The organism is Pseudomonas sp. SAR267 (assembly GCF_052077595.1).
GTDB classification, from domain to species: domain Bacteria; phylum Pseudomonadota; class Gammaproteobacteria; order Pseudomonadales; family Pseudomonadaceae; genus Aquipseudomonas; species Aquipseudomonas vlassakiae.
The window spans coordinates 2346166-2370000 of record NZ_JBQIHU010000001.1; the positions used below are offsets into that span (position 1 = coordinate 2346166).

The window sequence follows — 23835 nt, forward strand, 5'->3', positions numbered from 1 at the left end:
CCCTTAACCGCGAGCCTTGACAGCTGGACGTACAACCACGTCGCCGCCAGTAGCGCCAGGAACGGCACCCTTGACGAGCAGCAGGTTGCGCTCAGCGTCTACGCGAACTACTTCCAGGGACTGAACAGTCACGCGCTCGGCGCCCATGTGACCGGACATTTTCTTGCCCTTGAACACACGACCAGGAGTCTGGCACTGGCCGATGGAACCTGGGACACGGTGCGACACGGAGTTACCGTGGGTGTTGTCCTGGCCACGGAAGTTCCAGCGCTTGATGGTACCGGCGAAGCCTTTACCTTTGGACTGACCAGTAACGTCAACCAGCTGGCCTGCAGTGAAGAGTTCAGCTTTGATCGAGTCGCCAGCCTGGAACTCGCCTTCTTCAAGACGGAACTCCCAGACACCGCGACCAGCGGCAACGTTGGCCTTGGCGAAGTGACCTGCCTGAGCGGCAGTCACACGCGAAGCACGACGCTCGCCGACAGTGACTTGCACTGCACGGTAGCCATCGGTTTCTTCAGTTTTGAACTGGGTGACACGATTCGGCTCGATCTCAATGACCGTGACCGGAATGGAGACACCTTCTTCGGTGAAAATGCGGGTCATACCGCACTTGCGACCGATTACACCAATAGTCATGTTGTAAACCTCATGAGTGTACGGGGCTTTCACCCGCTATGGCCGCCCATTTCAGAGCGTTACACGACTAGACCGAAGTCTTAGCCGAGGCTGATCTGTACTTCCACACCTGCCGCCAGATCGAGCTTCATCAGCGCGTCAACGGTTTTATCCGTTGGCTGGACGATGTCCAGAACACGCTTATGAGTGCGAATCTCGTACTGGTCACGCGCGTCTTTGTTGACGTGCGGGGAGACCAGAACGGTGAAACGCTCTTTGCGGGTAGGCAGTGGAATTGGACCACGCACTTGTGCACCAGTACGTTTCGCGGTTTCCACGATTTCCTGGGTGGATTGGTCGATCAGGCGATGGTCGAAAGCCTTCAACCTGATACGGATTTGCTGATTTTGCATTGGATTTCAGACTCCAGGCTGTTCCCAACGGACGCACTACGCCCGCTAAAAGGAGGCGTGATTCTATAGACGCCCCAATTTAGTGTCAACCCAATAAAAAAAACCCCCGCTGAGCGGGGGTTTTTTCAATCGGTCGAGTGATTACTCGATGATTTTGGCTACGACGCCGGCGCCGACGGTACGACCGCCTTCACGGATAGCGAAGCGCAGACCGTCTTCCATTGCGATGGTCTTGATCAGGGTAACAGTCATCTGAATGTTGTCACCTGGCATTACCATTTCAACGCCTTCCGGCAGTTCGCAGTTACCGGTCACGTCAGTGGTACGGAAGTAGAACTGAGGACGGTAGCCTTTGAAGAACGGAGTGTGACGGCCGCCTTCTTCCTTCGACAGGACGTAGACTTCTGCGGTGAACTTGGTGTGCGGCTTGACCGAACCTGGCTTGACCAGAACCTGGCCACGCTCAACGTCGTCACGCTTGGTACCACGCAGCAGAACGCCGCAGTTCTCGCCAGCACGGCCTTCGTCCAGCAGCTTGCGGAACATCTCGACGCCGGTGCAGGTGGTGGTGGAGGTGTCACGCAGACCAACGATTTCCAGCGGATCCTGAACGCGGACGATACCACGCTCGATACGGCCGGTAACAACGGTACCACGGCCCGAGATCGAGAATACGTCTTCGATTGGCATCAGGAATGGCTGGTCGATGGCACGAACTGGCTCAGGGATGTAGGCATCCAGAGTTTCTACCAGCTTCTTGACAGCGGTAGTACCCATTTGGTTGTCGTCTTTGCCTTCCAGCGCCATACGAGCCGAACCGATGATGATCGGAGTGTCGTCGCCTGGGAAGTCGTAGGTGGACAGCAGGTCGCGAACTTCCATCTCGACCAGTTCCAGCAGCTCAGCGTCGTCTACCAGGTCAGCCTTGTTCAGGAAGACCACGATGTACGGAACGCCAACCTGACGGGACAGCAGGATGTGCTCACGGGTTTGTGGCATCGGACCATCGGCGGCCGAGCAAACCAGGATCGCGCCGTCCATCTGGGCAGCACCGGTGATCATGTTCTTCACGTAGTCAGCGTGACCTGGGCAGTCAACGTGAGCGTAGTGACGAATGTTCGAGTTGTACTCGACGTGAGCGGTGTTGATGGTGATACCGCGTGCTTTTTCTTCCGGAGCCGAGTCGATCTTGTCGAACTCAACGACGGCCGAACCGAAAACTTCGGAGCAGACGCGAGTCAGAGCTGCGGTCAGAGTGGTCTTACCGTGGTCAACGTGGCCAATGGTGCCGACGTTAACGTGGGGAAGGGAACGATCAAATTTTTCTTTAGCCACGACAGTGAACCTCTTGCCTAAAGGGGATTAGCCTTGTTTTTTAACGAGTGCTTCGACGATGTTCGACGGAGCTTCGGCGTATTTGGAGAATTCCATGGAGTAGCTTGCGCGACCCTGAGACATGGAACGAACGTCGGTCGCGTAACCGAACATCTCTCCGAGCGGAACTTCAGCGCGGACGACGCGGCCAGAGACCGACTCATCCATACCCTGTACCAGACCACGACGACGGTTCAGGTCACCCATCACGTCACCCAGGTAGTCTTCCGGGGTTACAACTTCGACCTTCATGATCGGCTCGAGAACCACGCCACCGCCCTTCTGGGCCAGTTGCTTGGTTGCCATCGAAGCAGCGATCTTGAACGCCATTTCGTTGGAGTCGACGTCGTGGTACGAACCATCGAATACCGCGGCCTTCAGGCCGATCAGAGGATAACCGGCAACAACGCCGTTTTTCATCTGCTCTTCGATACCCTTCTGGATCGCAGGGATGTATTCCTTAGGAATCACACCACCAACGACTTCGTTGGCGAACACCAGACCTTCGGTGATGTTGCCCTTGTCGTCCTGATCCGGCTCCGAGAAACGGATCCAGCAGTGACCGAACTGACCACGGCCGCCCGACTGACGAACGAATTTGCCTTCGATTTCGACGTTGGACTTGGTGATCTTCTCGCGGTACGAAACCTGCGGCTTGCCAATGTTGGCTTCGACGTTGAACTCGCGCTTCATGCGGTCAACGAGGATGTCCAGGTGCAGCTCGCCCATACCGGAGATGATGGTCTGGCCGGTTTCTTCGTCGGTCTTGACGCGGAACGACGGGTCTTCCTGGGCCAGTTTGCCCAGAGCGATACCCATCTTCTCCTGGTCAGCCTTGGTTTTCGGCTCTACGGAGAGCGAAATTACCGGCTCAGGGAAGTCCATACGCTCGAGGATGATCGGCTTGTCGGCGTTGCACAGGGTGTCACCGGTGGTGACGTCCTTCATGCCGATCAGAGCAGCGATGTCGCCTGCACGTACTTCCTTGATTTCTTCACGCTGGTTGGCGTGCATCTGCACCATACGACCAACGCGCTCTTTCTTGCCCTTGACCGAGTTGACGACGGAGTCACCAGAGGTCAGGAAGCCCGAGTAAACGCGGACGAAGGTCAGAGTACCAACGAACGGGTCGGTGGCAATCTTGAATGCCAGAGCCGAGAACGGCTCGTCATCGCTGGCGTGACGCTCGTCGTACTGCTCAGGAGTGACTTCATCCTTCGGCACTTCGGCCAGATCAGGGTGGATACCCTTGATCGCAGGAATCTCGGTCGGAGCAGGCAGGAAGTCGATGACGGCGTCGAGAACCAGGGGAACGCCCTTGTTCTTGAACGACGAACCGCAGACAGCCGGAACGATCTCGCTGGCCAGGGTGCGCGCGCGCAGGCCTGCCTTGATTTCTTCGACGGTCAGCTCACCTTCTTCAAGGTACTTGTTCATCAGCTCTTCGCTGGCTTCGGCGGCGGCTTCAACCATGTTGTTGCGCCATTCGTTAGCCAGGTCGACCAGATCCGCAGGAATTTCTTCCTCACGGTAGGTAGTACCCTTGTCGTCTTCGTTCCAGTAGATGGCTTTCATCTTGATCAGGTCGACCTGACCCTGGAAATCGTCTTCTGCACCGATAGCCAGCTGGATCGGAACCGGGGTGTGGCCCAGGCGGTTCTTGATCTGGCCGACAACGCGCAGGAAGTTGGCACCGGCACGGTCCATCTTGTTCACGTAGACAACACGTGGAACGCCGTACTTGTTGGCCTGACGCCATACGGTTTCGGACTGCGGCTCAACGCCGGAAGTACCGCAGAACACAACGACCGCGCCGTCGAGTACACGCAGCGAACGCTCAACTTCAATGGTGAAGTCAACGTGGCCGGGGGTATCGATGACGTTTACGCGGTAGTTGTCGTACTGACCACGGGAACCTTTCCAGAAGGTGGTAACGGCAGCGGAGGTAATGGTGATACCGCGCTCCTGCTCCTGCACCATCCAGTCGGTGGTCGCGGCGCCGTCATGCACCTCGCCCATCTTGTGGCTCAGACCTGTGTAGAACAGGATCCGCTCGGTAGTGGTAGTCTTGCCCGCGTCAACGTGGGCGCAGATACCGATGTTACGGTAGCGGTTAATTGCTGTAGTACGAGCCATAAAGCCCTCGCAAAATAATTGATGCTTGAATTAGAAGCGGTAGTGCGAGAACGCTTTGTTGGCTTCAGCCATACGGTGCACGTCTTCACGCTTCTTGACCGCAGCACCCTTGCCTTCGGCAGCATCCAGCAGCTCACCGGCCAGACGCAGAGCCATCGACTTCTCGCCGCGCTTGCGGGCGTAGTCTACGAGCCAGCGCATTGCCAGAGCGTTACGACGGGATGGACGAACTTCAACCGGAACCTGGTAAGTGGCACCGCCGACACGACGGGACTTTACTTCGACCAGCGGAGCGATGGCGTCGAGAGCTTTCTCGAAGATTTCCAGGGGGTCGCTGTTCTTGCGTGCTTTGACGGTATCCAGGGCACCGTAAACGATGCGCTCGGCTACGGCCTTCTTGCCGCTTTCCATCACGTGGTTCATGAACTTGGCGAGGATCTGGGATCCGTACTTCGGATCGTCAAGGATCTCACGTTTTGCTGCTACACGACGTCTTGGCATGATAAGCCCTCAAACGGTCTTCAGGTTAGCCCGGGACGCGGGTCTTCGACCCCTGCCCGACCTTACTCTTATCGACTCAAAAAAATGGATGTCTGCAAACGGCCGATTACTTCGGACGCTTGGTACCGTATTTCGAACGACCCTGGTTACGGCCTTTAACGCCCGAAGTATCCAGAGAGCCGCGAACGGTGTGGTAACGAACACCTGGCAAGTCTTTTACACGGCCGCCACGGATCAGGACGACGCTGTGCTCTTGCAGGTTGTGGCCTTCACCACCGATGTACGAGGAAACCTCGAAACCGTTGGTCAGACGCACACGGCATACTTTACGCAGTGCCGAGTTAGGTTTTTTCGGCGTGGTGGTGTACACGCGGGTGCACACGCCACGACGCTGCGGGCAGTTCTGCAGCGCAGGAACGTCGGACTTCTCGACCGAACGCTTACGCGGCTGACGTACCAGCTGGTTGATAGTTGCCATCTACTAGCTCCACTGATTGTCTTGCGACTCTATTGTCTTGCAAGAAAGCCAAAAATTGGCGAGACGGAGCCTCACCAAATTTAAGGGTACAAAAGTCTACGGAGGATCTTGCACCCAGTCAAGACGAGGCCCCGGCCCTCCTCGCCCGATCATCGGCAACATTTCATGTCAGCGATGGTCGTTCGAGGTTTGCCGGGGCCCTGCCCTGTACTTAGTTACCGCTGGAGTTCAGCGCTTCGGTCAGTGCGGCTTCCACCTCACTGGCGCTCACACGCAGCGGTTTGTCGGCATCACGGCGGCGCTTGCGCTCGCTGTGGTAGGCCAGACCAGTACCAGCCGGGATCAGACGACCCACGACCACGTTCTCTTTCAGGCCGCGCAGGTAGTCACGCTTCCCGGTTACAGCCGCTTCGGTCAGTACGCGGGTGGTTTCCTGGAAGGAAGCCGCGGAGATGAACGATTCGGTCGACAGCGAGGCCTTGGTGATACCCAGCAGCACGCGGGTGTATTTGGAGACGAACTTGTCTTCCGCTGCCAGGCGCTCGTTTTCCATCAGCACCTGGGTCAGTTCCATCTGGTCGCCCTTGATGAAGCTGGAGTCACCCGACTCGGCGATCTCGACCTTGCGCAGCATCTGACGCAGGATGGTCTCGATGTGCTTGTCGTTGATCTTAACGCCTTGCAGACGGTAAACGTCCTGGATCTCGTTGACGATGTATTTGGCCAGCGCGCTCACACCCAGCAGACGCAGGATGTCGTGCGGATCGCTCGGGCCGTCGGAGATAACTTCGCCGCGGTTTACCTGTTCGCCTTCGAAGACGTTCAGGTGGCGCCACTTCGGAATCAGCTCTTCGTACGGCTCGCTGCCGTCGGTCGGAGTGATGACCAGACGACGCTTGCCCTTGGTCTCCTTACCGAACGCGATGGTGCCGCTGACTTCAGCCAGAATCGAGGCTTCCTTCGGACGGCGCGCTTCGAACAGGTCGGCAACGCGTGGCAGACCACCGGTGATGTCACGGGTCTTCGACGTTTCTTGCGGAATACGCGCGATAACGTCACCAACACCGATCTGGGCACCGTCAGCCACACCCACGAGGGCGTTGGCCGGCAGGAAGTACTGGGCAGGTACGTCGGTACCTGGCAGGTACAGGTCCTTGCCAGCGGCGTCGACCATCTTGATTGCCGGACGGATTTCCTTGCCTGCGGCAGGGCGATCCTTGACGTCCATCACTTCAATGTTGGTCAAGCCGGTCAGCTCATCCGTCTGACGCTTGATGGTGATGTTTTCTTCCATGCCCACGAAGGTCACGGTACCTTTCAGTTCGGTAACGATCGGGTGGGTGTGCGGGTCCCACTTGGCGACGATGGCGCCAGCTTCGACCTTGTCACCTTCCTTGACCGAAATCACCGCACCGTAAGGCAGCTTGTAGCGCTCACGCTCACGACCGAATTCGTCGGCAATGGCCAGCTCGCCGGAACGCGATACGGCAACCAGGTTACCGTCGGCACGCTCAACCTGTTTCAGGTTGTGCAGGCGAACCATACCGCCATTCTTCACCTGGACGCTGTCGGCAGCCGAGGTACGGCTTGCAGCACCACCGATGTGGAACGTACGCATGGTCAGCTGGGTACCCGGCTCACCGATCGACTGCGCAGCGATAACGCCGACAGCTTCACCGATGTTCACCTGGTGACCACGAGCCAGGTCACGACCGTAGCACTTGGCGCAGATACCGAAACGGGTTTCGCAGTTGATCGGCGAACGCACGACCACTTCGTCGATGCTGTTCAGCTCGATGAACTCGACCCACTGCTCGTCGACCAGGGTACCGGCCGGAACGATGACGTCCTCGGTGCCTGGCTTGAACACGTCACGGGCGATGACACGGCCCAGTACACGCTCACCCAGCGGCTCTACAACGTCGCCGCCTTCGATGTGCGGGGTCATCAGCAGGCCCTGGTCGGTGCCGCAGTCGATCTCGGTCACGACCAAGTCTTGTGCAACGTCTACCAGACGACGAGTCAGGTAACCGGAGTTCGCAGTCTTCAGTGCGGTATCCGCCAGACCCTTACGAGCACCGTGGGTCGAGATGAAGTACTGGAGTACGCTCAGACCTTCACGGAAGTTCGCGGTGATCGGCGTCTCGATGATCGAGCCGTCCGGCTTGGCCATCAGGCCACGCATACCAGCCAGCTGACGGATCTGGGCTGCGGAACCCCGCGCACCCGAGTCAGCCATCATGTACATCGAGTTGAAGGACTCTTGGTCGACTTCGTTGCCATCGCGATCGATGACCTTCTCTTTCGAGAGGTTGGCCATCATCGCCTTGGACACTTCGTCGTTCGCCTTCGACCACAAGTCGATGACCTTGTTGTACTTCTCGCCCTGGGTTACCAGGCCGGAGGCGTACTGGCTCTCGATTTCCTTCACTTCGTCGGTAGCGTTACCGATGATGCGGGCTTTCTCGTCCGGGATAACGAAGTCGTTAACACCGATGGAAACGCCGGAAATGGTCGAGTAGGCGAAACCGGTGTACATCAGCTGGTCAGCGAAGATAACGGTCTCTTTCAGACCCACCACGCGGTAGCACTGGTTGATCAGCTTGGAGATCGCCTTCTTTTTCATCGGCTGGTTGACCACGTCGTACGGCAGGCCTGCCGGAACAACCTGGAACAGCAGCGCACGGCCGACGGTGGTGTCGACGATGCGGGTATTCTTGACCACCGAACCGTCACGCTCTCTCACGGTTTCGTTGATACGAACCTTGATTTTCGCGTGTAGGGCAGCTTCGCCGGCGCGGAACACGCGGTCGACTTCCTGCAGGTCGGCGAATACGCGACCTTCGCCCTTGGCGTTGATGGCTTCACGGGTCATGTAGTACAGACCCAGTACAACGTCCTGCGACGGAACGATGATTGGCTCACCGTTGGCTGGCGACAGGATGTTGTTGGTCGACATCATCAGCGCGCGCGCTTCGAGCTGGGCTTCCAGCGTCAGCGGCACGTGAACGGCCATCTGGTCACCGTCGAAGTCGGCGTTGTACGCGGCGCAGACCAGCGGGTGCAGCTGGATGGCCTTACCTTCGATCAGTACCGGTTCGAATGCCTGGATACCCAGACGGTGCAGGGTCGGTGCACGGTTGAGCAGCACGGGGTGTTCGCGAATCACTTCGGCGAGAACGTCCCATACCTCTGGCAGCTCGCGCTCGACCATCTTCTTGGCAGCCTTGATGGTGGTCGCCAGACCACGCATTTCCAGCTTGCCGAAAATGAACGGCTTGAACAGCTCGAGCGCCATCTTCTTCGGCAGACCGCACTGGTGCAGACGCAGGGTCGGGCCTACGGTAATTACCGAACGGCCGGAGTAGTCCACACGCTTACCGAGCAAGTTCTGACGGAAGCGACCTTGCTTACCTTTGATCATGTCGGCCAGGGACTTCAGCGGACGCTTGTTCGAGCCAGTGATGGCGCGACCGCGACGGCCATTGTCCAGCAGGGCGTCGACCGCTTCCTGCAGCATGCGCTTTTCGTTGCGCACGATGATGTCTGGCGCCGACAGATCGAGCAGGCGCTTCAGACGGTTGTTACGGTTGATCACCCGACGATACAGGTCGTTCAGGTCGGAGGTCGCGAAGCGGCCGCCATCCAGCGGTACCAGCGGACGCAGGTCCGGCGGCAGTACTGGCAGTACGGTCAGGACCATCCACTCAGGCAGGTTGCCCGAGCCCTGGAAAGCTTCCATCAGCTTCAGGCGCTTGGACAGCTTCTTGATCTTGGTTTCCGAGTTGGTCTGCGGAATCTCTTCGCGCAGGCGGCCAATCTCGTGCTCCAGGTCGATGGCGTGCAGCAGCTCGCGGACAGCCTCGGCACCCATGCGGGCGTCGAAGTCGTCACCGAACTCTTCCAGCGCTTCGAAGTACTGCTCGTCGTTGAGCAGCTGACCCTTCTCGAGGGTGGTCATGCCTGGGTCGATCACGACGTAGCTCTCGAAGTAGAGCACGCGCTCGATGTCACGCAGGGTCATGTCCATCAGCAGGCCGATACGGGACGGCAGCGACTTCAGGAACCAGATGTGGGCAACCGGCGAGGCCAGTTCGATGTGCGCCATGCGCTCACGACGAACCTTGGCCAGGGCAACTTCAACGCCGCACTTCTCGCAGATCACGCCACGGTGCTTGAGGCGCTTGTACTTGCCGCACAGGCACTCGTAGTCCTTGACTGGGCCAAAGATCTTGGCGCAGAACAGGCCGTCACGCTCAGGCTTGAACGTACGGTAGTTGATGGTTTCCGGCTTCTTAACTTCACCGAACGACCACGAACGGATCATTTCAGGCGACGCCAGACCGATGCGGATGGCGTCGAACTCTTCGACTTGACCCTGGTTTTTCAGCAAATTCAGTAGGTCTTTCAAGGCCTTTCCTCCTGGCGGAGCAGGGAGCGGGCATTACCTGCCCCACTCCCCTTCGCGTCACGTGTTATTCGGTTTCCAGATCGATATCGATACCGAGCGAACGGATCTCTTTGATCAACACGTTGAAGGACTCGGGCATGCCCGGCTCCATACGGTGATCGCCATCCACGATGTTCTTGTACATCTTGGTACGGCCGTTCACGTCGTCCGACTTCACTGTGAGCATTTCTTGCAGGGTGTATGCCGCGCCGTATGCTTCCAGCGCCCACACTTCCATCTCCCCGAAACGCTGACCACCGAACTGCGCCTTACCACCCAGCGGCTGCTGGGTAACCAGGCTGTAGGAACCAGTGGAACGCGCGTGCATCTTGTCGTCCACCAAGTGGTTCAGCTTGAGCATGTACATGTAACCAACGGTCACAGGACGCTCGAACTTGTTGCCGGTACGGCCGTCGAACAGCACCATCTGGCCGCTTTCTGGCAGGTCTGCCAGTTTCAGCATGGCCTTGATCTCACGCTCCTTGGCACCGTCGAAGACCGGAGTAGCCATTGGCACACCTTTCTTCAGGTTGTTCGCCAGGGCGATGATCTCTTCGTCGGTGAACTCGTCCAGGTTCTCCTGACGACCACCGATCTCGTTGTAGATCTCGGTGAGGAAGGTGCGCAGTTCAGCGGCTTTACGCTGCTCTTCGATCATGCGGTCGATCTTCTCGCCCAGGCCTTTGGCCGCGAGGCCCAGGTGGGTTTCAAGGATCTGACCGACGTTCATACGCGAAGGTACACCCAGTGGGTTCAGTACCACGTCAACCGGAGTACCGTTGGCGTCGTGCGGCATGTCTTCTACCGGCATGATCACCGAGACGACACCCTTGTTACCGTGACGACCGGCCATCTTGTCACCCGGCTGGATGCGACGGCGGATTGCCAGGTAGACCTTGACGATCTTCAGTACGCCTGGAGCCAGGTCATCGCCCTGCTGCAGCTTGCGCTTCTTGTCTTCGAACTTGTCGTCCAGCAGACGGCGGCGGTCGACGATGTACTGCTGAGCCTTTTCCAGCTGCTCGTTCAGTGCATCTTCGGCCATGCGCAGTTTGAACCACTGGCCGTGCTCCAGACCGTCCAGGACTTCGTCAGTGATCACGGTGCCTTTCTTCAGGCCCGCGCCACCGTCGACCACTTGGCCGTTCAGGGCAGCACGCAGACGCTCGAAGGTTGCACCTTCCACGATGCGGAACTCTTCGTTGAGGTCCTTGCGGATCTCGTCCAGCTGCATCTTCTCGATGGACAGGGCGCGGCTGTCGCGCTCCACGCCATCACGGGTGAAGACCTGTACGTCGATGACGGTACCCTTGGTGCCGGTCGGCACACGCAGGGAGGTGTCCTTAACGTCGCTGGCCTTTTCACCGAAGATGGCGCGCAGCAGTTTTTCTTCCGGCGTCAGCTGGGTTTCGCCCTTAGGCGTGACCTTGCCAACCAGGATGTCGCCAGCGCCGACTTCGGCACCCACGTAGACGATACCGGCTTCGTCCAGCTTGTTCAGAGCGGCTTCACCCACGTTCGGGATGTCCGCAGTGATTTCCTCTGGGCCAAGCTTGGTGTCACGCGCCACACAGGTCAGTTCCTGGATGTGGATGGTGGTGAAGCGGTCTTCCTGGACCACACGCTCGGAAAGGCAGATGGAGTCTTCGAAGTTGAAGCCGTTCCACGCCATGAACGCGATGCGCATGTTCTGGCCCAGCGCCAGTTCACCCATGTCGGTGGACGGGCCGTCAGCCATGATGTCGCCACGCTGGACCTTGTCACCTTTGCTCACCAGCGGACGCTGGTTGATGCAGGTGTTCTGGTTCGAACGGGTGTACTTGGTCAGGTTGTAGATATCCACACCTGCTTCACCGGTCTCGACTTCGTCGTCAGCAACACGAACGACGATACGGCTGGCGTCGACCGAGTCGATAACACCACCGCGGCGAGCAACCACGCAGACACCGGAGTCACGGGCAACGTTGCGCTCCATGCCGGTACCTACCAGCGGCTTGTCAGCACGCAGGGTTGGTACAGCCTGACGCTGCATGTTCGAACCCATCAACGCACGGTTGGCGTCGTCGTGCTCGAGGAACGGAATCAGCGACGCGGCAACCGAAACAACCTGCTTCGGCGAAACGTCCATCAGGGTGACGTCTTCCGGCGCCTTGACGGTGAATTCGTTCAGGTGACGAACCGCTACCAGCTCATCGATCAGCTGCTTCTTCTCGTTCATCGCGGCCGAAGCCTGGGCGATCACGTGATCCGCTTCTTCGATGGCCGACAGGAACACGATGTCGTCGCTGACCACGCCTTCCTTCACCACGCGGTACGGGCTTTCCAGGAAGCCGTACTGGTTGGTGCGGGCATAGGCTGCCAGGGAGTTGATCAGACCGATGTTCGGACCTTCAGGGGTCTCGATCGGGCACACGCGGCCGTAGTGGGTCGGGTGTACGTCACGGACTTCGAAGCCGGCGCGCTCACGGGTCAGACCACCAGGGCCGAGTGCCGAGACACGACGCTTGTGGGTGATCTCGGAGAGCGGGTTGTTCTGGTCCATGAACTGCGAGAGCTGGCTGGAACCGAAGAACTCCTTCACCGCCGCCGCTACCGGCTTGGCGTTGATCAGGTCCTGCGGCATCAGGCCTTCGCTTTCGGCCATCGACAGACGTTCCTTGACCGCACGCTCAACACGTACCAGGCCAACGCGGAACTGGTTCTCGGCCATCTCGCCAACGCAACGAACGCGGCGGTTACCCAGGTGGTCGATGTCGTCGACGATGCCTTTGCCGTTACGGATATCGACCAGGGTCTTCAGAACCTCGACGATATCTTCTTTGCTCAGCACGCCCGAACCTTCGATCTCGGTACGACCGATACGACGGTTGAACTTCATGCGGCCGACGGCAGACAGGTCGTAACGCTCAGCGCTGAAGAACAGGTTGTTGAACAGGGTCTCGGCAGCATCCTTGGTCGGCGGCTCGCCTGGACGCATCATGCGGTAGATCTCGACCAGGGCTTCCAGCTGGTTGCTGGTGGTGTCGATCTTCAGGGTATCCGAAATGAACGGACCGCAATCGATGTCGTTGGTGTAAAGGGTCTCGATGCGGACAACCTGAGCCTTGGCGATCTTGATCAGCAGCTCGGTGGTCAGCTCGGTGTTGCACTCGGCCAGGATCTCGCCGGTAGCCGGATGAACGATGGCCTTGGCGGTGGTGCGACCGAGGACGTACTCCATCGGCACGTCCAGCTGGTTGACGCCAGCCTTCTCGAGCTGATTGACGTGACGCGCAGTGATGCGACGACCCTGCTCGACAATGACCTTGCCAGCGCCGTCATGGATGTCCATGACCGCGACTTCACCACGCAGACGCTGAGGTACCAGTTCCAGGCTCAGCTTCTCGCCCGAAATGTGGAACACGTTGGTGGTGTAGAAGGTGTTGAGTACTTCTTCCGTGCTGTAGCCCAGCGCGCGCAGCAGCACCGAGGCCGGCAGTTTGCGGCGACGGTCGATACGCACGAACACGCAGTCTTTCGGGTCGAACTCGAAGTCCAGCCACGAACCGCGGTAAGGGATGATGCGAGCGGAGTACAGCAGCTTGCCGGAGCTGTGCGTCTTGCCACGGTCGTGGTCGAAGAACACACCAGGCGAACGGTGCAGCTGGGAAACGATTACTCGTTCGGTACCGTTGATAACGAAGGTACCGTTCTCAGTCATCAGGGGGATTTCACCCATGTAGACTTCTTGCTCTTTGATGTCCTTGATCGCTTTGTTCGACGATTCCTTGTCGAAGATGATCAGGCGCACCTTGACCCGCAGTGGGACCGCGAAGGTCACGCCACGCAGGACACATTCCTTCACATCGAAGGCGGGATCGCCCAGGCGGTAGCCTACGTACTCCAGGGCAGCATTGCCGGAGTAGCTGATGATCGGGAATACCGACTTGAAGGCCGCGTGCAGGCCGACGTCACGGAACTGATCCTTGGATGCTCCCGCTTGCAGGAATTCGCGATACGAATCCAGCTGGATGGCCAGAAGATATGGCACATCCATGACGTCCGGCAACTTGCTAAAGTCCTTGCGGATACGTTTTTTCTCAGTGTATGAGTAAGCCATCAGCGTTCCCCAGCTTGGTCACCTGCTTGTTTGGCTTCTCCCGGCGGGAGCAGCCAGAAAATCGTGCAAACCCCTTGGTTTGCGCACCCACATGGGTGTCTTGCAGCGTGTTATCGGGGCCGGCTTGACCAGCCACCAATAACGGAAAAAGGCCGGTGGCATAAGCCACCAGCCATCAGCCTTTCGCTCAACGCTCAGGCTGGCATCGCAAAGTCGAAATTACTTCAGCTCGACTTTAGCGCCTGCTTCTTCCAGCTTCTTCTTAGCGTCTTCAGCGGCTTCTTTCGAAACGCCTTCAGCTACAACCTGAGGAGCGCCGTCGACTTTCTCTTTGGCTTCTTTCAGGCCCAGACCGGTCAGTTCGCGAACGGCTTTGATCACGTTCACTTTCTTGTCGCCGGCTTCAACCAGAACAACGTTGAACTCGGTCTGCTCTTCAACAGCGGCAGCGGCGGTAGCTGGGCCAGCGGCAACAGCGGCAGCAGCGGTAACGCCGAAGGTTTCTTCCATCGCTTTGATCAGTTCAACAATTTCCAGAACGGTTTTCTGGCCGATCGCTTCGATGATTTGCTCGTTAGTCAGAGACATCACTTAAATCCTGTATTGGGGTGACAGCCTACGCAGCCATCAAATTAAACGTATGATTTTGAAAGAGTTGCGCGTGCCTTAGGCAGCAGCAGCTTCTTTCTGGTCGCGCAGAGCTGCCAGGGTACGAGCCAGCTTGCTGGTTGCACCTTGGATTACGCTCATCAGCTGTGCGATAGCCTCGTCGCGAGTTGGCAGGGTCGCCAGCACGTCGATCTGGTTAGCGGCAAGGAACTTGCCGTCAAACGCAGCTGCCTTGATCTCGAACTTGTCCTGACCCTTGGCGAACTCTTTGAACAGACGAGCGGCAGCGCCCGGGTGTTCGTTGGAGAAAGCAATCAGGGTCGGGCCTTTGAACGCGTCGTTGAGGATCGAGAATTCGGTGCCTTCAACAGCGCGCTTGAGCAGCGTGTTACGTACGACACGTACGTATACGCCAGCTTCGCGGGCCTCTTTACGGAGTCCGGTCATTGCGCCTACAGTCACACCACGGGCATCGGCCACGACAGCGGACAGAGCGACTTTGGCAGCCTCGTTGACTTCAGCGACGATGGCCTTCTTGTCTTCGAGTTTAATTGCCACGGGTTTACTCCTGGTTTTTACCGTTTCATCTGGCCGAAGCCGGATGTCGTTTTGGTGTCTGATTCGGTAAACGAATCGGGAGCACCATCTGCGTGGGCTGGGATTTTAAGGCTCGCGCCGCCTACGGTCTTGGATAGCCCCCGCCAGGCAGGGACCCCAATTTTTGCTGGTGGCGCGACAGGTCGCGCCACCATGTTCTTACACGTTCAGCGAGCTCTGATCGATGATCAGACCTGGGCCCATGGTGGTGCTCAGGGTAACGCGCTTGACGTAGATACCTTTCGAAGAGGCCGGCTTGATACGCTTCAGGTCAGCGATCAGGGCTTCAACGTTTTCCTTCAGCTTGTCAGCTTCGAAGCCGATCTTGCCAACGGAGGTGTGGATGATACCGTTTTTGTCGGTACGGTAGCGAACCTGACCAGCCTTGGCGTTTTTGACTGCGCCGGCTACGTCTGGAGTCACGGTACCCACTTTCGGGTTAGGCATCAGGCCGCGAGGACCCAGAACCTGACCCAGCTGACCTACAACGCGCATGGCATCAGGCGATGCGATGACGACGTCATAGTTCAGGTCGCCGCCTTTCATTTCGGCAGCCAGATCGTCCATACCTACGCGGTCAGCGCCGGCAGCCAGAGCGGCTTCAGCAGCTGGACCCTGGGTGAAGACAGCAACACGTACGGTCTTGCCAGTGCCGTGTGGCAGCACGGTAGCGCTACGAACGACCTGGTCGGATTTACGCGGGTCAACACCGAGGTTAACGGCGATGTCGTAGGATTCTACGAACTTGGCAGCCGGCAGCGAAGCGAGCAGAGTTGCAGCTTCTTCGAAGTTGTAGGCCTTGCCTGCTTCGATTTTCTCGGCGATTGCCTTTTGGCGCTTGGTCAGCTTAGCCATTACACACCCTCCACGTTCAGGCCCATGCTGCGGGCAGAGCCAGCGATGGTGCGTACAGCTGCGTCCAGGTCAGCGGCGGTCAGATCAGCCTGTTTAGCCTTGGCGATATCTTCCAGCTGAGCACGGGTAACGGTACCGACTTTAACGGTGTTCGGGCGAGCCGAACCACTGGTCAGGCCAGCAGCTTTCTTCAGCAGAACCGAGGCAGGGGTGCTCTTGGTCTCGAAGGTGAAGCTACGGTCGCTGTAGACAGTGATGATCACTGGAGTCGGCAGGCCGGCTTCTTGACCCTGAGTACGGGCGTTGAAGGCCTTGCAGAACTCCATGATGTTCACACCGTGTTGGCCCAGAGCTGGACCGACGGGTGGGCTTGGGTTGGCCTGGCCGGCCTTAACTTGCAGCTTGATGTAAGCCTGAATCTTCTTAGCCATGAGCTACTCCAAAATCGGGTACAAACGCCTAATGGCTCCCCGGATGACTTGCGTTTTATCCCAGTGACGACAAAACCCCGCAGCACACAGGGCTGCGGGGTATGGGATGCTTCGTCCGCCTAGACCTTTTCGACCTGGCTGAACTCGAGCTCCACCGGAGTAGAGCGACCGAAAATGAGCACCGCGACCTGCAGGCGACTCTTTTCGTAGTTAACCTCTTCGACACTACCATTGAAGTCAGCGAACGGACCGTCAATGACTCGAACCACTTCACCCGGCTCGAACAGCGTCTTCGGCTTCGGCTTGTCACTACCGTCGGCAACGCGACGCAGGATAGCTTCAGCTTCTTTATCGGTAATCGGTGCAGGTTTGTCTGCAGTACCACCGATAAAGCCCATCACACGAGGGGTATCCTTGACCAAGTGCCAGGTCCCTTCGTTCATCTCCATCTGGACCAATACATAGCCAGGGAAGAATTTGCGCTCACTTTTGCGCTTCTGGCCATTGCGCATTTCAACGACTTCTTCGGTCGGGACCAGGATCTCGCCGAAACCGTCTTCCATGCCTGCCAGCTTCACGCGCTCGATCAGAGAGCGCATTACATGCTTCTCGTAACCCGAGTAAGCATGCACAACATACCAACGCTTAGCCACGGGACACCTTTAGCCAACGATCAGGGAGACCGCCCAGCCGAGCAGGGAATCAAGCCCCCACAGCAGCAGTGCCATAACCAGCACGACAGCCACAACAATCAGCGTGGTCTGGGTGGTTTCCTGGCGGGTCGGCCACACGACTTTACGGATCTCGGTACGAGCTTCCTTCGCCAGCACAAAGAACGACTTACCCTTCGCAGTCTGCAGAGCTACAAAGCCTGCGACAGCAGCCAGGGCGAGAAGTGCAAGGACGCGATACAGGATCGGAGAGGCGGAGTAATACTGATTACCCACGACACCAACAACCACCAAAGCCACTACAGCCAGCCACTTGAACAGATCAAAACGCGATTCTTGGGCTTCAGTTTTGGGGGTCATCGAGGAGGATCCTGTAAGAAGAAAGCCATCACACCGAGGTGAAATGGCAGGTCAGGAGGGAATCGAACCCCCAACCTACGGTTTTGGAGACCGTCGCTCTGCCAATTGAGCTACTGACCTGTAACGCTGCATCAGGCCGGCCATTATACCGGCCTGATCAAGTAAATCAACTACTTATTCAATAATTTTTGCTACGACGCCGGCGCCGACGGTACGACCGCCTTCACGGATAGCGAAGCGCAGACCGTCTTCCATTGCGATGGTCTTGATCAGGGTAACAGTCATCTGAATGTTGTCACCTGGCATTACCATTTCAACGCCTTCCGGCAGTTCGCAGTTACCGGTCACGTCAGTGGTACGGAAGTAGAACTGAGGACGGTAGCCTTTGAAGAACGGAGTGTGACGGCCGCCTTCTTCCTTCGACAGGACGTAGACTTCTGCGGTGAACTTGGTGTGCGGCTTGACCGAACCTGGCTTGACCAGAACCTGGCCACGCTCAACGTCGTCACGCTTGGTACCACGCAGCAGAACGCCGCAGTTCTCGCCAGCACGGCCTTCGTCCAGCAGCTTGCGGAACATCTCGACACCGGTGCAGGTGGTGGTGGAGGTGTCACGCAGACCAACGATTTCCAGCGGATCCTGAACGCGGACGATACCACGCTCGATACGGCCGGTAACAACGGTACCACGGCCCGAGATCGAGAATACGTCTTCGATTGGCATCAGGAATGGCTGGTCGATGGCACGAACTGGCTCAGGGATGTAGGCATCCAGAGTTTCTACCAGCTTCTTGACAGCGGTAGTGCCCATTTCGTTGTCGTCTTTGCCTTCCAGCGCCATACGAGCCGAACCGATGATGATCGGAGTGCCGTCGCCTGGGAAGTCGTAAGTGGACAGCAGGTCGCGAACTTCCATCTCGACCAGCTCCAGCAGCTCAGCGTCGTCTACCAGGTCAGCCTTGTTCAGGAAGACCACGATGTACGGAACGCCAACCTGACGGGACAGCAGGATGTGCTCACGGGTTTGTGGCATCGGACCATCGGCGGCCGAGCAAACCAGGATCGCGCCGTCCATCTGGGCAGCACCGGTGATCATGTTCTTCACGTAGTCAGCGTGACCTGGGCAGTCAACGTGAGCGTAGTGACGAATGTTCGAGTTGTACTCGACGTGAGCGGTGTTGATGGTGATACCGCGTGCTTTTTCTTCTGGAGCCGAGTCGATCTTGTCGAACTCAACGACGGCCGAACCGAAAACTTCGGAGCAGACGCGAGTCAGAGCTGCGGTCAGAGTGGTCTTACCGTGGTCAACGTGGCCGATAGTGCCGACGTTAACGTGGGGAAGGGAACGATCAAACTTTTCCTTAGCCATCGATACAATCCTCCGCAGAAGAAAATAGTCTTACGCTGATAAAACAAAGGCAGATATTTTCATATCTGCCTTGTTTATATGGAGCTCTTGAGCGGACTTGAACCGCTGACCTCACCCTTACCAAGGGTGTGCTCTACCAACTGAGCTACAAGAGCGAAACACTTTGCGCAAAATCCAGCAAACTTGGAGCGGGTAGCGGGAATCGAACCCGCATCATCAGCTTGGAAGGCTGAGGTTCTACCACTAAACTATACCCGCGGAGCTTGCGGCTCTCGCTAAAACTGGTGGAGGGAGAAGGATTCGAACCTTCGAAGCTCTCGCAACGGATTTACAGTCCGTCCCCTTTGACCGCTCGGGAATCCCTCCAGATGTGGCCGGCATTCTATTTGTCTGCCGTCCCAGTGTCAAGCTTTTTTTCAAATTTTTTCAATCAAATCTGAAACTTAGCTGCTTTGACACTCGCTTCCAGTTCTATCACCTGAGTGGTGTTCCCTGTGAAGCGGGCGCCATTCTATCAAGCTATTCACCAGTTGCAATACCCTGGCAGAAAATAATTTTATGTTTTAAGTCTTTGAAATCGTTGGAAAGAGTCTCGAGAACGGTTTGATCCAGCAAACGCTCGCTTTCCGGGGAAATCTTGAGCCAGGAACCTTCAGCGCCAGGCAACTGGCCAGACACCGGCACAGCATTGATGTCCAGGCTCAGCAGGCGCTGTCGCAGCGCATCGAGTTGATCGCGAGCCATCAGGCCACCTACCACCAGGCATTCATCGCGTCGCCGGGCCGGTGCAGATACACCGGTCTCCTTGAGCAGACGGATCTCTTGCTGATTTCCTTTGTACAACGACAACGGGGCGACGTCCTTCGCCTTCAGCGGGGCTTCCTGTTGGTGCCAGACGTAATAGAAGACGTTAAGCACCAGCAACAGCAGAAACAACCAACGCATAAGCACCTCAGTCCAGTGGACAGGCTATGGCCAGACCGACAAATACCAAGTCAGGGACGACCCTGGCCTGCGGCGCCGCCTCTCGTACCAACGGCGCATCCCCTCCCGTCAGGAACACCGTGAAGTCTTCACCCCACAAAGCCCGCGCCTGCTCGAGCTGCGTGCGGGCAAAACCCTGCAGCATCAATACACAACCGCGCTCTACCGCTTCGACTGTGGAGCGCCCTGGCGCAAGGCTGCTCAATGCCCGCTCAGCCGAAGCGTCGTCATAGCGAATACGGCGCGTATGCGTACGCAGTTGGCTGCGCATGAGTGGCATACCTGGGCAGATGTAGCCACCCAGGTGCTCGCCATCGGCCGATACAAAGTCGGCCTTGGCCGCTGTGCCCAGATCAATGACCAGGCAGGCGCCCTTGGCGAGATGGAACCCACCCAAGGCCGCGAGCCAGCGATCCATGCCGAGGCGCTGGTAATCGTCATAACCATTGCGCACACCTGCCATTTCTTGTGCAGGTTCGGCAACCCGAGCAACCACTGCAAAAGCCTTGGCGATCAGTGCGCAGAGGGCAGCGGTTTCATCCTCGCTACGCACACTGACGATTCGACAACCGGTAAGACGCAACGATTGCAGGGCCGCAACCTCGTCTACCAGCGCCCGGTCCGAATCGACAATGCCACCACCGACAATGGTGGCGTCGGCAGCATGAATGACACGCCACTTGATGAAGCTGTTTCCGCAATCGAGCTCAAGAATCATCACGCAACCTCAAACTGAGCTCACCACCACTGAAGCTCTTTTCCACACCGTCGACTTCAAGGCGCAATCCACCCTGCCCATCCACCCCCAGCACTACACCATCGATACGGGTGGCACCGGCGATGAGCGATACATTACGCCCCTGCCACAGATGCGACTCTTCCCACTCTTCCTGGAATGCCGCAAAACCGTAGCGCCGATGACGGGCCAATTCATGTTGCAGTTGCCGGCTGAGCATGGCCACCAGGCGATTGCGATCAATTGTCACTCCAACCTCACGTCGCATCGAGGTCCACTGCTGATCGACCTGGTCATTGACCTGCATGTTCACATTGATGCCGATGCCAAGCACCACATGGCAGACGTCTGCTGGATCGCCCACTAGCTCCAGAAGAATACCGGTGATCTTCTGCCCGCGAACCAAGACATCATTGGGCCACTTCAGCCCCACGCCCTCTACCCCAAACGCCTGCAGCGTGCGCATCACGGCCAATCCGACCACCAGACTGAGCCCCTCCAACTGACGCATGCCACCATCTACGCGCAAAACCAGGCTGTAATAGAGGTTTTCTGCAAATGGACTTATCCACATGCGCCCTCGTCGGCCACGCCCAGCGCTTTGACGCTCGGCCAGGACCAGGAATGGCGCTGATTGTCCTTCACTGGCAAGCCGCAGCCCTTCGGCGTTGGTCGAATCGATTGTTTCGTGGATGAAAACGGGCCAGCGCTCACCCTCGGTGAGCTCAGCGATCGCCTGCGCATCAAGCAAGCTCAGCGGCGCAACCAACTGGTAACCACGCCCTCGAACTTTATGAATGGTGAGGTTCAGCTCACTTTCCAGGTGTTGCAGCTGCTTCCAAACGGCGCTGCGACTCACCCCGAGGGCTGCCCCCAAGGTTTCTCCGGAATGGAACCGGCCATCCTTGAGGAGATTCAACAACTTCAGCATGCCAGTCTCGACTTGGAATAAGGCTGGCATGATAGCTAGGGGTCGTTGGCTTGCATAGGAAAAGGGCTGCGCATGGCTGCGACAAATGCCTGTATTCAGCCCAGAAAGACAAAACCCCTACCTGCATGCGCAGATAGGGGTTTTGCGAAATGAATCTTGACGATGACCTACTCTCACATGGGGAAACCCCACACTACCATCGGCGATGCATCGTTTCACTACTGAGTTCGGGATGGGATCAGGTGGTTCCAATGCTCTATGGTCGTCAAGAAATTCTGTTGCCAGAATGTCTTTTGAACACTCTTGGCTAATTCGGATATGTGAATTTGTGATCTTGCGAACTTTCGGTTCGTGTCATCTTCACCACCGCAATCTGCGCTAGCAAATTGCTTGGGTGTTATATGGTCAAGCCTCACGGGCAATTAGTATTGGTTAGCTCAACGCCTCACAGCGCTTACACACCCAACCTATCAACGTCGTAGTCTTCGACGGCCCTTCAGGGAACTCAAGGTTCCAGTGAGATCTCATCTTGAGGCAAGTTTCCCGCTTAGATGCTTTCAGCGGTTATCTCTTCCGAACATAGCTACCCGGCAATGCCACTGGCGTGACAACCGGAACACCAGAGGTTCGTCCACTCCGGTCCTCTCGTACTAGGAGCAGCCCCTCTCAAATCTCAAACGTCCACGGCAGATAGGGACCGAACTGTCTCACGACGTTCTAAACCCAGCTCGCGTACCACTTTAAATGGCGAACAGCCATACCCTTGGGACCGGCTTCAGCCCCAGGATGTGATGAGCCGACATCGAGGTGCCAAACACCGCCGTCGATATGAACTCTTGGGCGGTATCAGCCTGTTATCCCCGGAGTACCTTTTATCCGTTGAGCGATGGCCCTTCCATACAGAACCACCGGATCACTAAGACCTACTTTCGTACCTGCTCGACGTGTTTGTCTCGCAGTCAAGCGCGCTTTTGCCTTTATACTCTACGACCGATTTCCGACCGGTCTGAGCGCACCTTCGTACTCCTCCGTTACTCTTTGGGAGGAGACCGCCCCAGTCAAACTACCCACCATACACTGTCCTCGATCCGGATAACGGACCTGAGTTAGAACCTCAAAGTTGCCAGGGTGGTATTTCAAGGATGGCTCCATGAGAACTGGCGTCCCCACTTCAAAGCCTCCCACCTATCCTACACAAGCAAATTCAAAGTCCAGTGCAAAGCTATAGTAAAGGTTCACGGGGTCTTTCCGTCTAGCCGCGGATACACTGCATCTTCACAGCGATTTCAATTTCACTGAGTCTCGGGTGGAGACAGCGCCGCCATCGTTACGCCATTCGTGCAGGTCGGAACTTACCCGACAAGGAATTTCGCTACCTTAGGACCGTTATAGTTACGGCCGCCGTTTACCGGGGCTTCGATCAAGAGCTTCGCTTGCGCTAACCCCATCAATTAACCTTCCGGCACCGGGCAGGCGTCACACCCTATACGTCCACTTTCGTGTTTGCAGAGTGCTGTGTTTTTAATAAACAGTCGCAGCGGCCTGGTATCTTCGACCGGCATGGGCTTACGGAGCAAGTCCTTCACCCTCGCCGGCGCACCTTCTCCCGAAGTTACGGTGCCATTTTGCCTAGTTCCTTCACCCGAGTTCTCTCAAGCGCCTTGGTATTCTCTACCTAACCACCTGTGTCGGTTTGGGGTACGGTTCCCAGTTATCTGAAGCTTAGGAGCTTTTCTTGGAAGCATGGCATCAACCACTTCGCGCTCTAATGAGCACTCGTCATCAGCTCTCGGCCTTGAAATCCCGGATTTGCCTAAGATCTCAGCCTACCACCTTAAACTTGGACAACCAACGCCAAGCTGGCCTAGCCTTCTCCGTCCCTCCATCGCAATAACTGGAAGTACAGGAATATTAACCTGTTTTCCATCGACTACGCTTTTCAGCCTCGCCTTAGGGACCGACTAACCCTGCGTCGATTAACGTTGCGCAGGAAACCTTGGTCTTTCGGCGTGCGAGTTTTTCACTCGCATTGTCGTTACTCATGTCAGCATTCGCACTTCTGATACCTCCAGCAAGCTTCTCAACTCACCTTCACAGGCTTACAGAACGCTCCTCTACCGCATCACCAGAAGGTGATACCCGTAGCTTCGGTGCATGGTTTGAGCCCCGTTACATCTTCCGCGCAGGCCGACTCGACTAGTGAGCTATTACGCTTTCTTTAAAG

18 protein-coding genes, 4 tRNA genes and 2 rRNA genes (1 of these 24 only partly in view) are annotated in these 23835 nt (G+C 57.2%); all 24 read right to left on the reverse strand.

Annotated elements, in window-relative coordinates; translation table 11 throughout:
- Window positions 1-3 precede the first annotated feature (3 nt).
- Entirely contained in the window at window positions 4-639 is a 636-nt protein-coding gene (gene rplC, locus ACTORR_RS11350; protein WP_027917847.1) for a 50S ribosomal protein L3, read from the reverse strand.
- Window positions 640-719: 80 nt separating this feature from the next.
- Window positions 720-1031, reverse strand: coding sequence for a 30S ribosomal protein S10 (gene rpsJ, locus ACTORR_RS11355; RefSeq protein WP_003186070.1), 312 nt, complete (start codon window positions 1029-1031; stop codon window positions 720-722).
- A 141-nt stretch (window positions 1032-1172) separates the two neighbouring features.
- On the reverse strand, window positions 1173-2366 hold the full coding sequence (gene tuf / locus ACTORR_RS11360; protein ID WP_441343637.1) for an elongation factor Tu: 1194 nt from the start codon (window positions 2364-2366) through the stop codon (window positions 1173-1175).
- Between the two features lie 27 nt (window positions 2367-2393).
- Entirely contained in the window at window positions 2394-4541 is a 2148-nt protein-coding gene (gene fusA, locus ACTORR_RS11365; RefSeq protein ID WP_054887144.1) for an elongation factor G, read from the reverse strand.
- Window positions 4542-4571: 30 nt separating this feature from the next.
- Window positions 4572-5042, reverse strand: a complete 471-nt coding sequence (gene rpsG, locus ACTORR_RS11370; RefSeq protein ID WP_003246741.1) for a 30S ribosomal protein S7 — start codon at window positions 5040-5042, stop codon at window positions 4572-4574.
- Window positions 5043-5148: 106 nt separating this feature from the next.
- The gene (gene rpsL / locus ACTORR_RS11375) at window positions 5149-5520 is read right to left on the reverse strand and encodes a 30S ribosomal protein S12 (RefSeq protein ID WP_003255492.1); all 372 of its coding nucleotides are present in this window, start codon (window positions 5518-5520) and stop codon (window positions 5149-5151) included.
- A gap of 211 nt (window positions 5521-5731) precedes the next feature.
- Entirely contained in the window at window positions 5732-9931 is a 4200-nt protein-coding gene (gene rpoC / locus ACTORR_RS11380) for a DNA-directed RNA polymerase subunit beta' (RefSeq protein WP_054887145.1), read from the reverse strand.
- Between the two features lie 64 nt (window positions 9932-9995).
- The gene (gene rpoB / locus ACTORR_RS11385; protein WP_054887146.1) at window positions 9996-14069 is read right to left on the reverse strand and encodes a DNA-directed RNA polymerase subunit beta; all 4074 of its coding nucleotides are present in this window, start codon (window positions 14067-14069) and stop codon (window positions 9996-9998) included.
- 219 nt (window positions 14070-14288) lie between these two features.
- The gene (gene rplL / locus ACTORR_RS11390) at window positions 14289-14657 is read right to left on the reverse strand and encodes a 50S ribosomal protein L7/L12 (protein WP_054887147.1); all 369 of its coding nucleotides are present in this window, start codon (window positions 14655-14657) and stop codon (window positions 14289-14291) included.
- 78 nt (window positions 14658-14735) lie between these two features.
- Entirely contained in the window at window positions 14736-15236 is a 501-nt protein-coding gene (gene rplJ, locus ACTORR_RS11395; protein ID WP_003257082.1) for a 50S ribosomal protein L10, read from the reverse strand.
- Window positions 15237-15434: 198 nt separating this feature from the next.
- Window positions 15435-16130, reverse strand: a complete 696-nt coding sequence (rplA, locus tag ACTORR_RS11400; RefSeq protein WP_027919361.1) for a 50S ribosomal protein L1 — start codon at window positions 16128-16130, stop codon at window positions 15435-15437.
- Window positions 16130-16561, reverse strand: coding sequence for a 50S ribosomal protein L11 (gene rplK / locus ACTORR_RS11405; RefSeq protein WP_003255500.1), 432 nt, complete (start codon window positions 16559-16561; stop codon window positions 16130-16132). Before rplK ends, rplA begins: the two co-directional genes overlap by 1 nt.
- Window positions 16562-16680: 119 nt before the next feature.
- Window positions 16681-17214, reverse strand: coding sequence for a transcription termination/antitermination protein NusG (nusG, locus tag ACTORR_RS11410; RefSeq protein ID WP_003255501.1), 534 nt, complete (start codon window positions 17212-17214; stop codon window positions 16681-16683).
- Between the two features lie 9 nt (window positions 17215-17223).
- Entirely contained in the window at window positions 17224-17592 is a 369-nt protein-coding gene (gene secE, locus ACTORR_RS11415; RefSeq protein ID WP_054887148.1) for a preprotein translocase subunit SecE, read from the reverse strand.
- 44 nt (window positions 17593-17636) lie between these two features.
- Window positions 17637-17712: transfer RNA gene (locus ACTORR_RS11420), tRNA-Trp, on the reverse strand.
- A 54-nt stretch (window positions 17713-17766) separates the two neighbouring features.
- Complete coding sequence (tuf, locus tag ACTORR_RS11425) at window positions 17767-18960, reverse strand: elongation factor Tu (protein WP_418055836.1); 1194 nt, start codon at window positions 18958-18960, stop codon at window positions 17767-17769.
- Between the two features lie 79 nt (window positions 18961-19039).
- A tRNA-Thr gene (locus ACTORR_RS11430) sits at window positions 19040-19115 on the reverse strand.
- Between the two features lie 29 nt (window positions 19116-19144).
- Window positions 19145-19218 (reverse strand) — tRNA-Gly (locus ACTORR_RS11435).
- Between the two features lie 24 nt (window positions 19219-19242).
- A tRNA-Tyr gene (locus tag ACTORR_RS11440) sits at window positions 19243-19326 on the reverse strand.
- A gap of 153 nt (window positions 19327-19479) precedes the next feature.
- Complete coding sequence (locus ACTORR_RS11445) at window positions 19480-19905, reverse strand: hypothetical protein (protein WP_054887268.1); 426 nt, start codon at window positions 19903-19905, stop codon at window positions 19480-19482.
- 7 nt (window positions 19906-19912) lie between these two features.
- Window positions 19913-20662: a pantothenate kinase gene (locus tag ACTORR_RS11450; RefSeq protein ID WP_418055838.1), complete on the reverse strand. Its 750-nt coding sequence runs from the start codon at window positions 20660-20662 to the stop codon at window positions 19913-19915.
- Complete coding sequence (gene birA, locus ACTORR_RS11455; protein ID WP_418055839.1) at window positions 20652-21611, reverse strand: bifunctional biotin--[acetyl-CoA-carboxylase] ligase/biotin operon repressor BirA; 960 nt, start codon at window positions 21609-21611, stop codon at window positions 20652-20654. The genes ACTORR_RS11450 and birA overlap by 11 nt, the downstream gene beginning before the upstream one ends.
- 154 nt (window positions 21612-21765) lie before the next feature.
- Window positions 21766-21881 (reverse strand): 5S ribosomal RNA (gene rrf, locus ACTORR_RS11460).
- A 131-nt stretch (window positions 21882-22012) separates the two neighbouring features.
- A 23S ribosomal RNA gene (locus tag ACTORR_RS11465) occupies window positions 22013-23835 on the reverse strand; it runs 1070 nt beyond the window's last position.

What these genes read in the sequence shown, in the direction of transcription:
- rplK (WP_003255500.1), bottom strand. Translation starts at nt 16,561, where the DNA reads ATGGCTAAGAAGATTCAGGCTTACATCAAGCTGCAAGTTAAGGCCGGC.
- rpsJ (WP_003186070.1), bottom strand. Translation starts at nt 1,031, where the DNA reads ATGCAAAATCAGCAAATCCGTATCAGGTTGAAGGCTTTCGACCATCGC.
- ACTORR_RS11450 (WP_418055838.1), bottom strand. Translation starts at nt 20,662, where the DNA reads ATGATTCTTGAGCTCGATTGCGGAAACAGCTTCATCAAGTGGCGTGTC.
- rpsL (WP_003255492.1), bottom strand. Translation starts at nt 5,520, where the DNA reads ATGGCAACTATCAACCAGCTGGTACGTCAGCCGCGTAAGCGTTCGGTC.
- rpsG (WP_003246741.1), bottom strand. Translation starts at nt 5,042, where the DNA reads ATGCCAAGACGTCGTGTAGCAGCAAAACGTGAGATCCTTGACGATCCG.
- tuf (WP_418055836.1), bottom strand. Translation starts at nt 18,960, where the DNA reads ATGGCTAAGGAAAAGTTTGATCGTTCCCTTCCCCACGTTAACGTCGGC.
- secE (WP_054887148.1), bottom strand. Translation starts at nt 17,592, where the DNA reads ATGACCCCCAAAACTGAAGCCCAAGAATCGCGTTTTGATCTGTTCAAG.
- rpoB (WP_054887146.1), bottom strand. Translation starts at nt 14,069, where the DNA reads ATGGCTTACTCATACACTGAGAAAAAACGTATCCGCAAGGACTTTAGC.
- rplC (WP_027917847.1), bottom strand. Translation starts at nt 639, where the DNA reads ATGACTATTGGTGTAATCGGTCGCAAGTGCGGTATGACCCGCATTTTC.
- birA (WP_418055839.1), bottom strand. Translation starts at nt 21,611, where the DNA reads ATGCTGAAGTTGTTGAATCTCCTCAAGGATGGCCGGTTCCATTCCGGA.
- rplA (WP_027919361.1), bottom strand. Translation starts at nt 16,130, where the DNA reads ATGGCTAAGCTGACCAAGCGCCAAAAGGCAATCGCCGAGAAAATCGAA.
- ACTORR_RS11445 (WP_054887268.1), bottom strand. Translation starts at nt 19,905, where the DNA reads ATGCGTTGGTTGTTTCTGCTGTTGCTGGTGCTTAACGTCTTCTATTAC.
- fusA (WP_054887144.1), bottom strand. Translation starts at nt 4,541, where the DNA reads ATGGCTCGTACTACAGCAATTAACCGCTACCGTAACATCGGTATCTGC.
- rplL (WP_054887147.1), bottom strand. Translation starts at nt 14,657, where the DNA reads ATGTCTCTGACTAACGAGCAAATCATCGAAGCGATCGGCCAGAAAACC.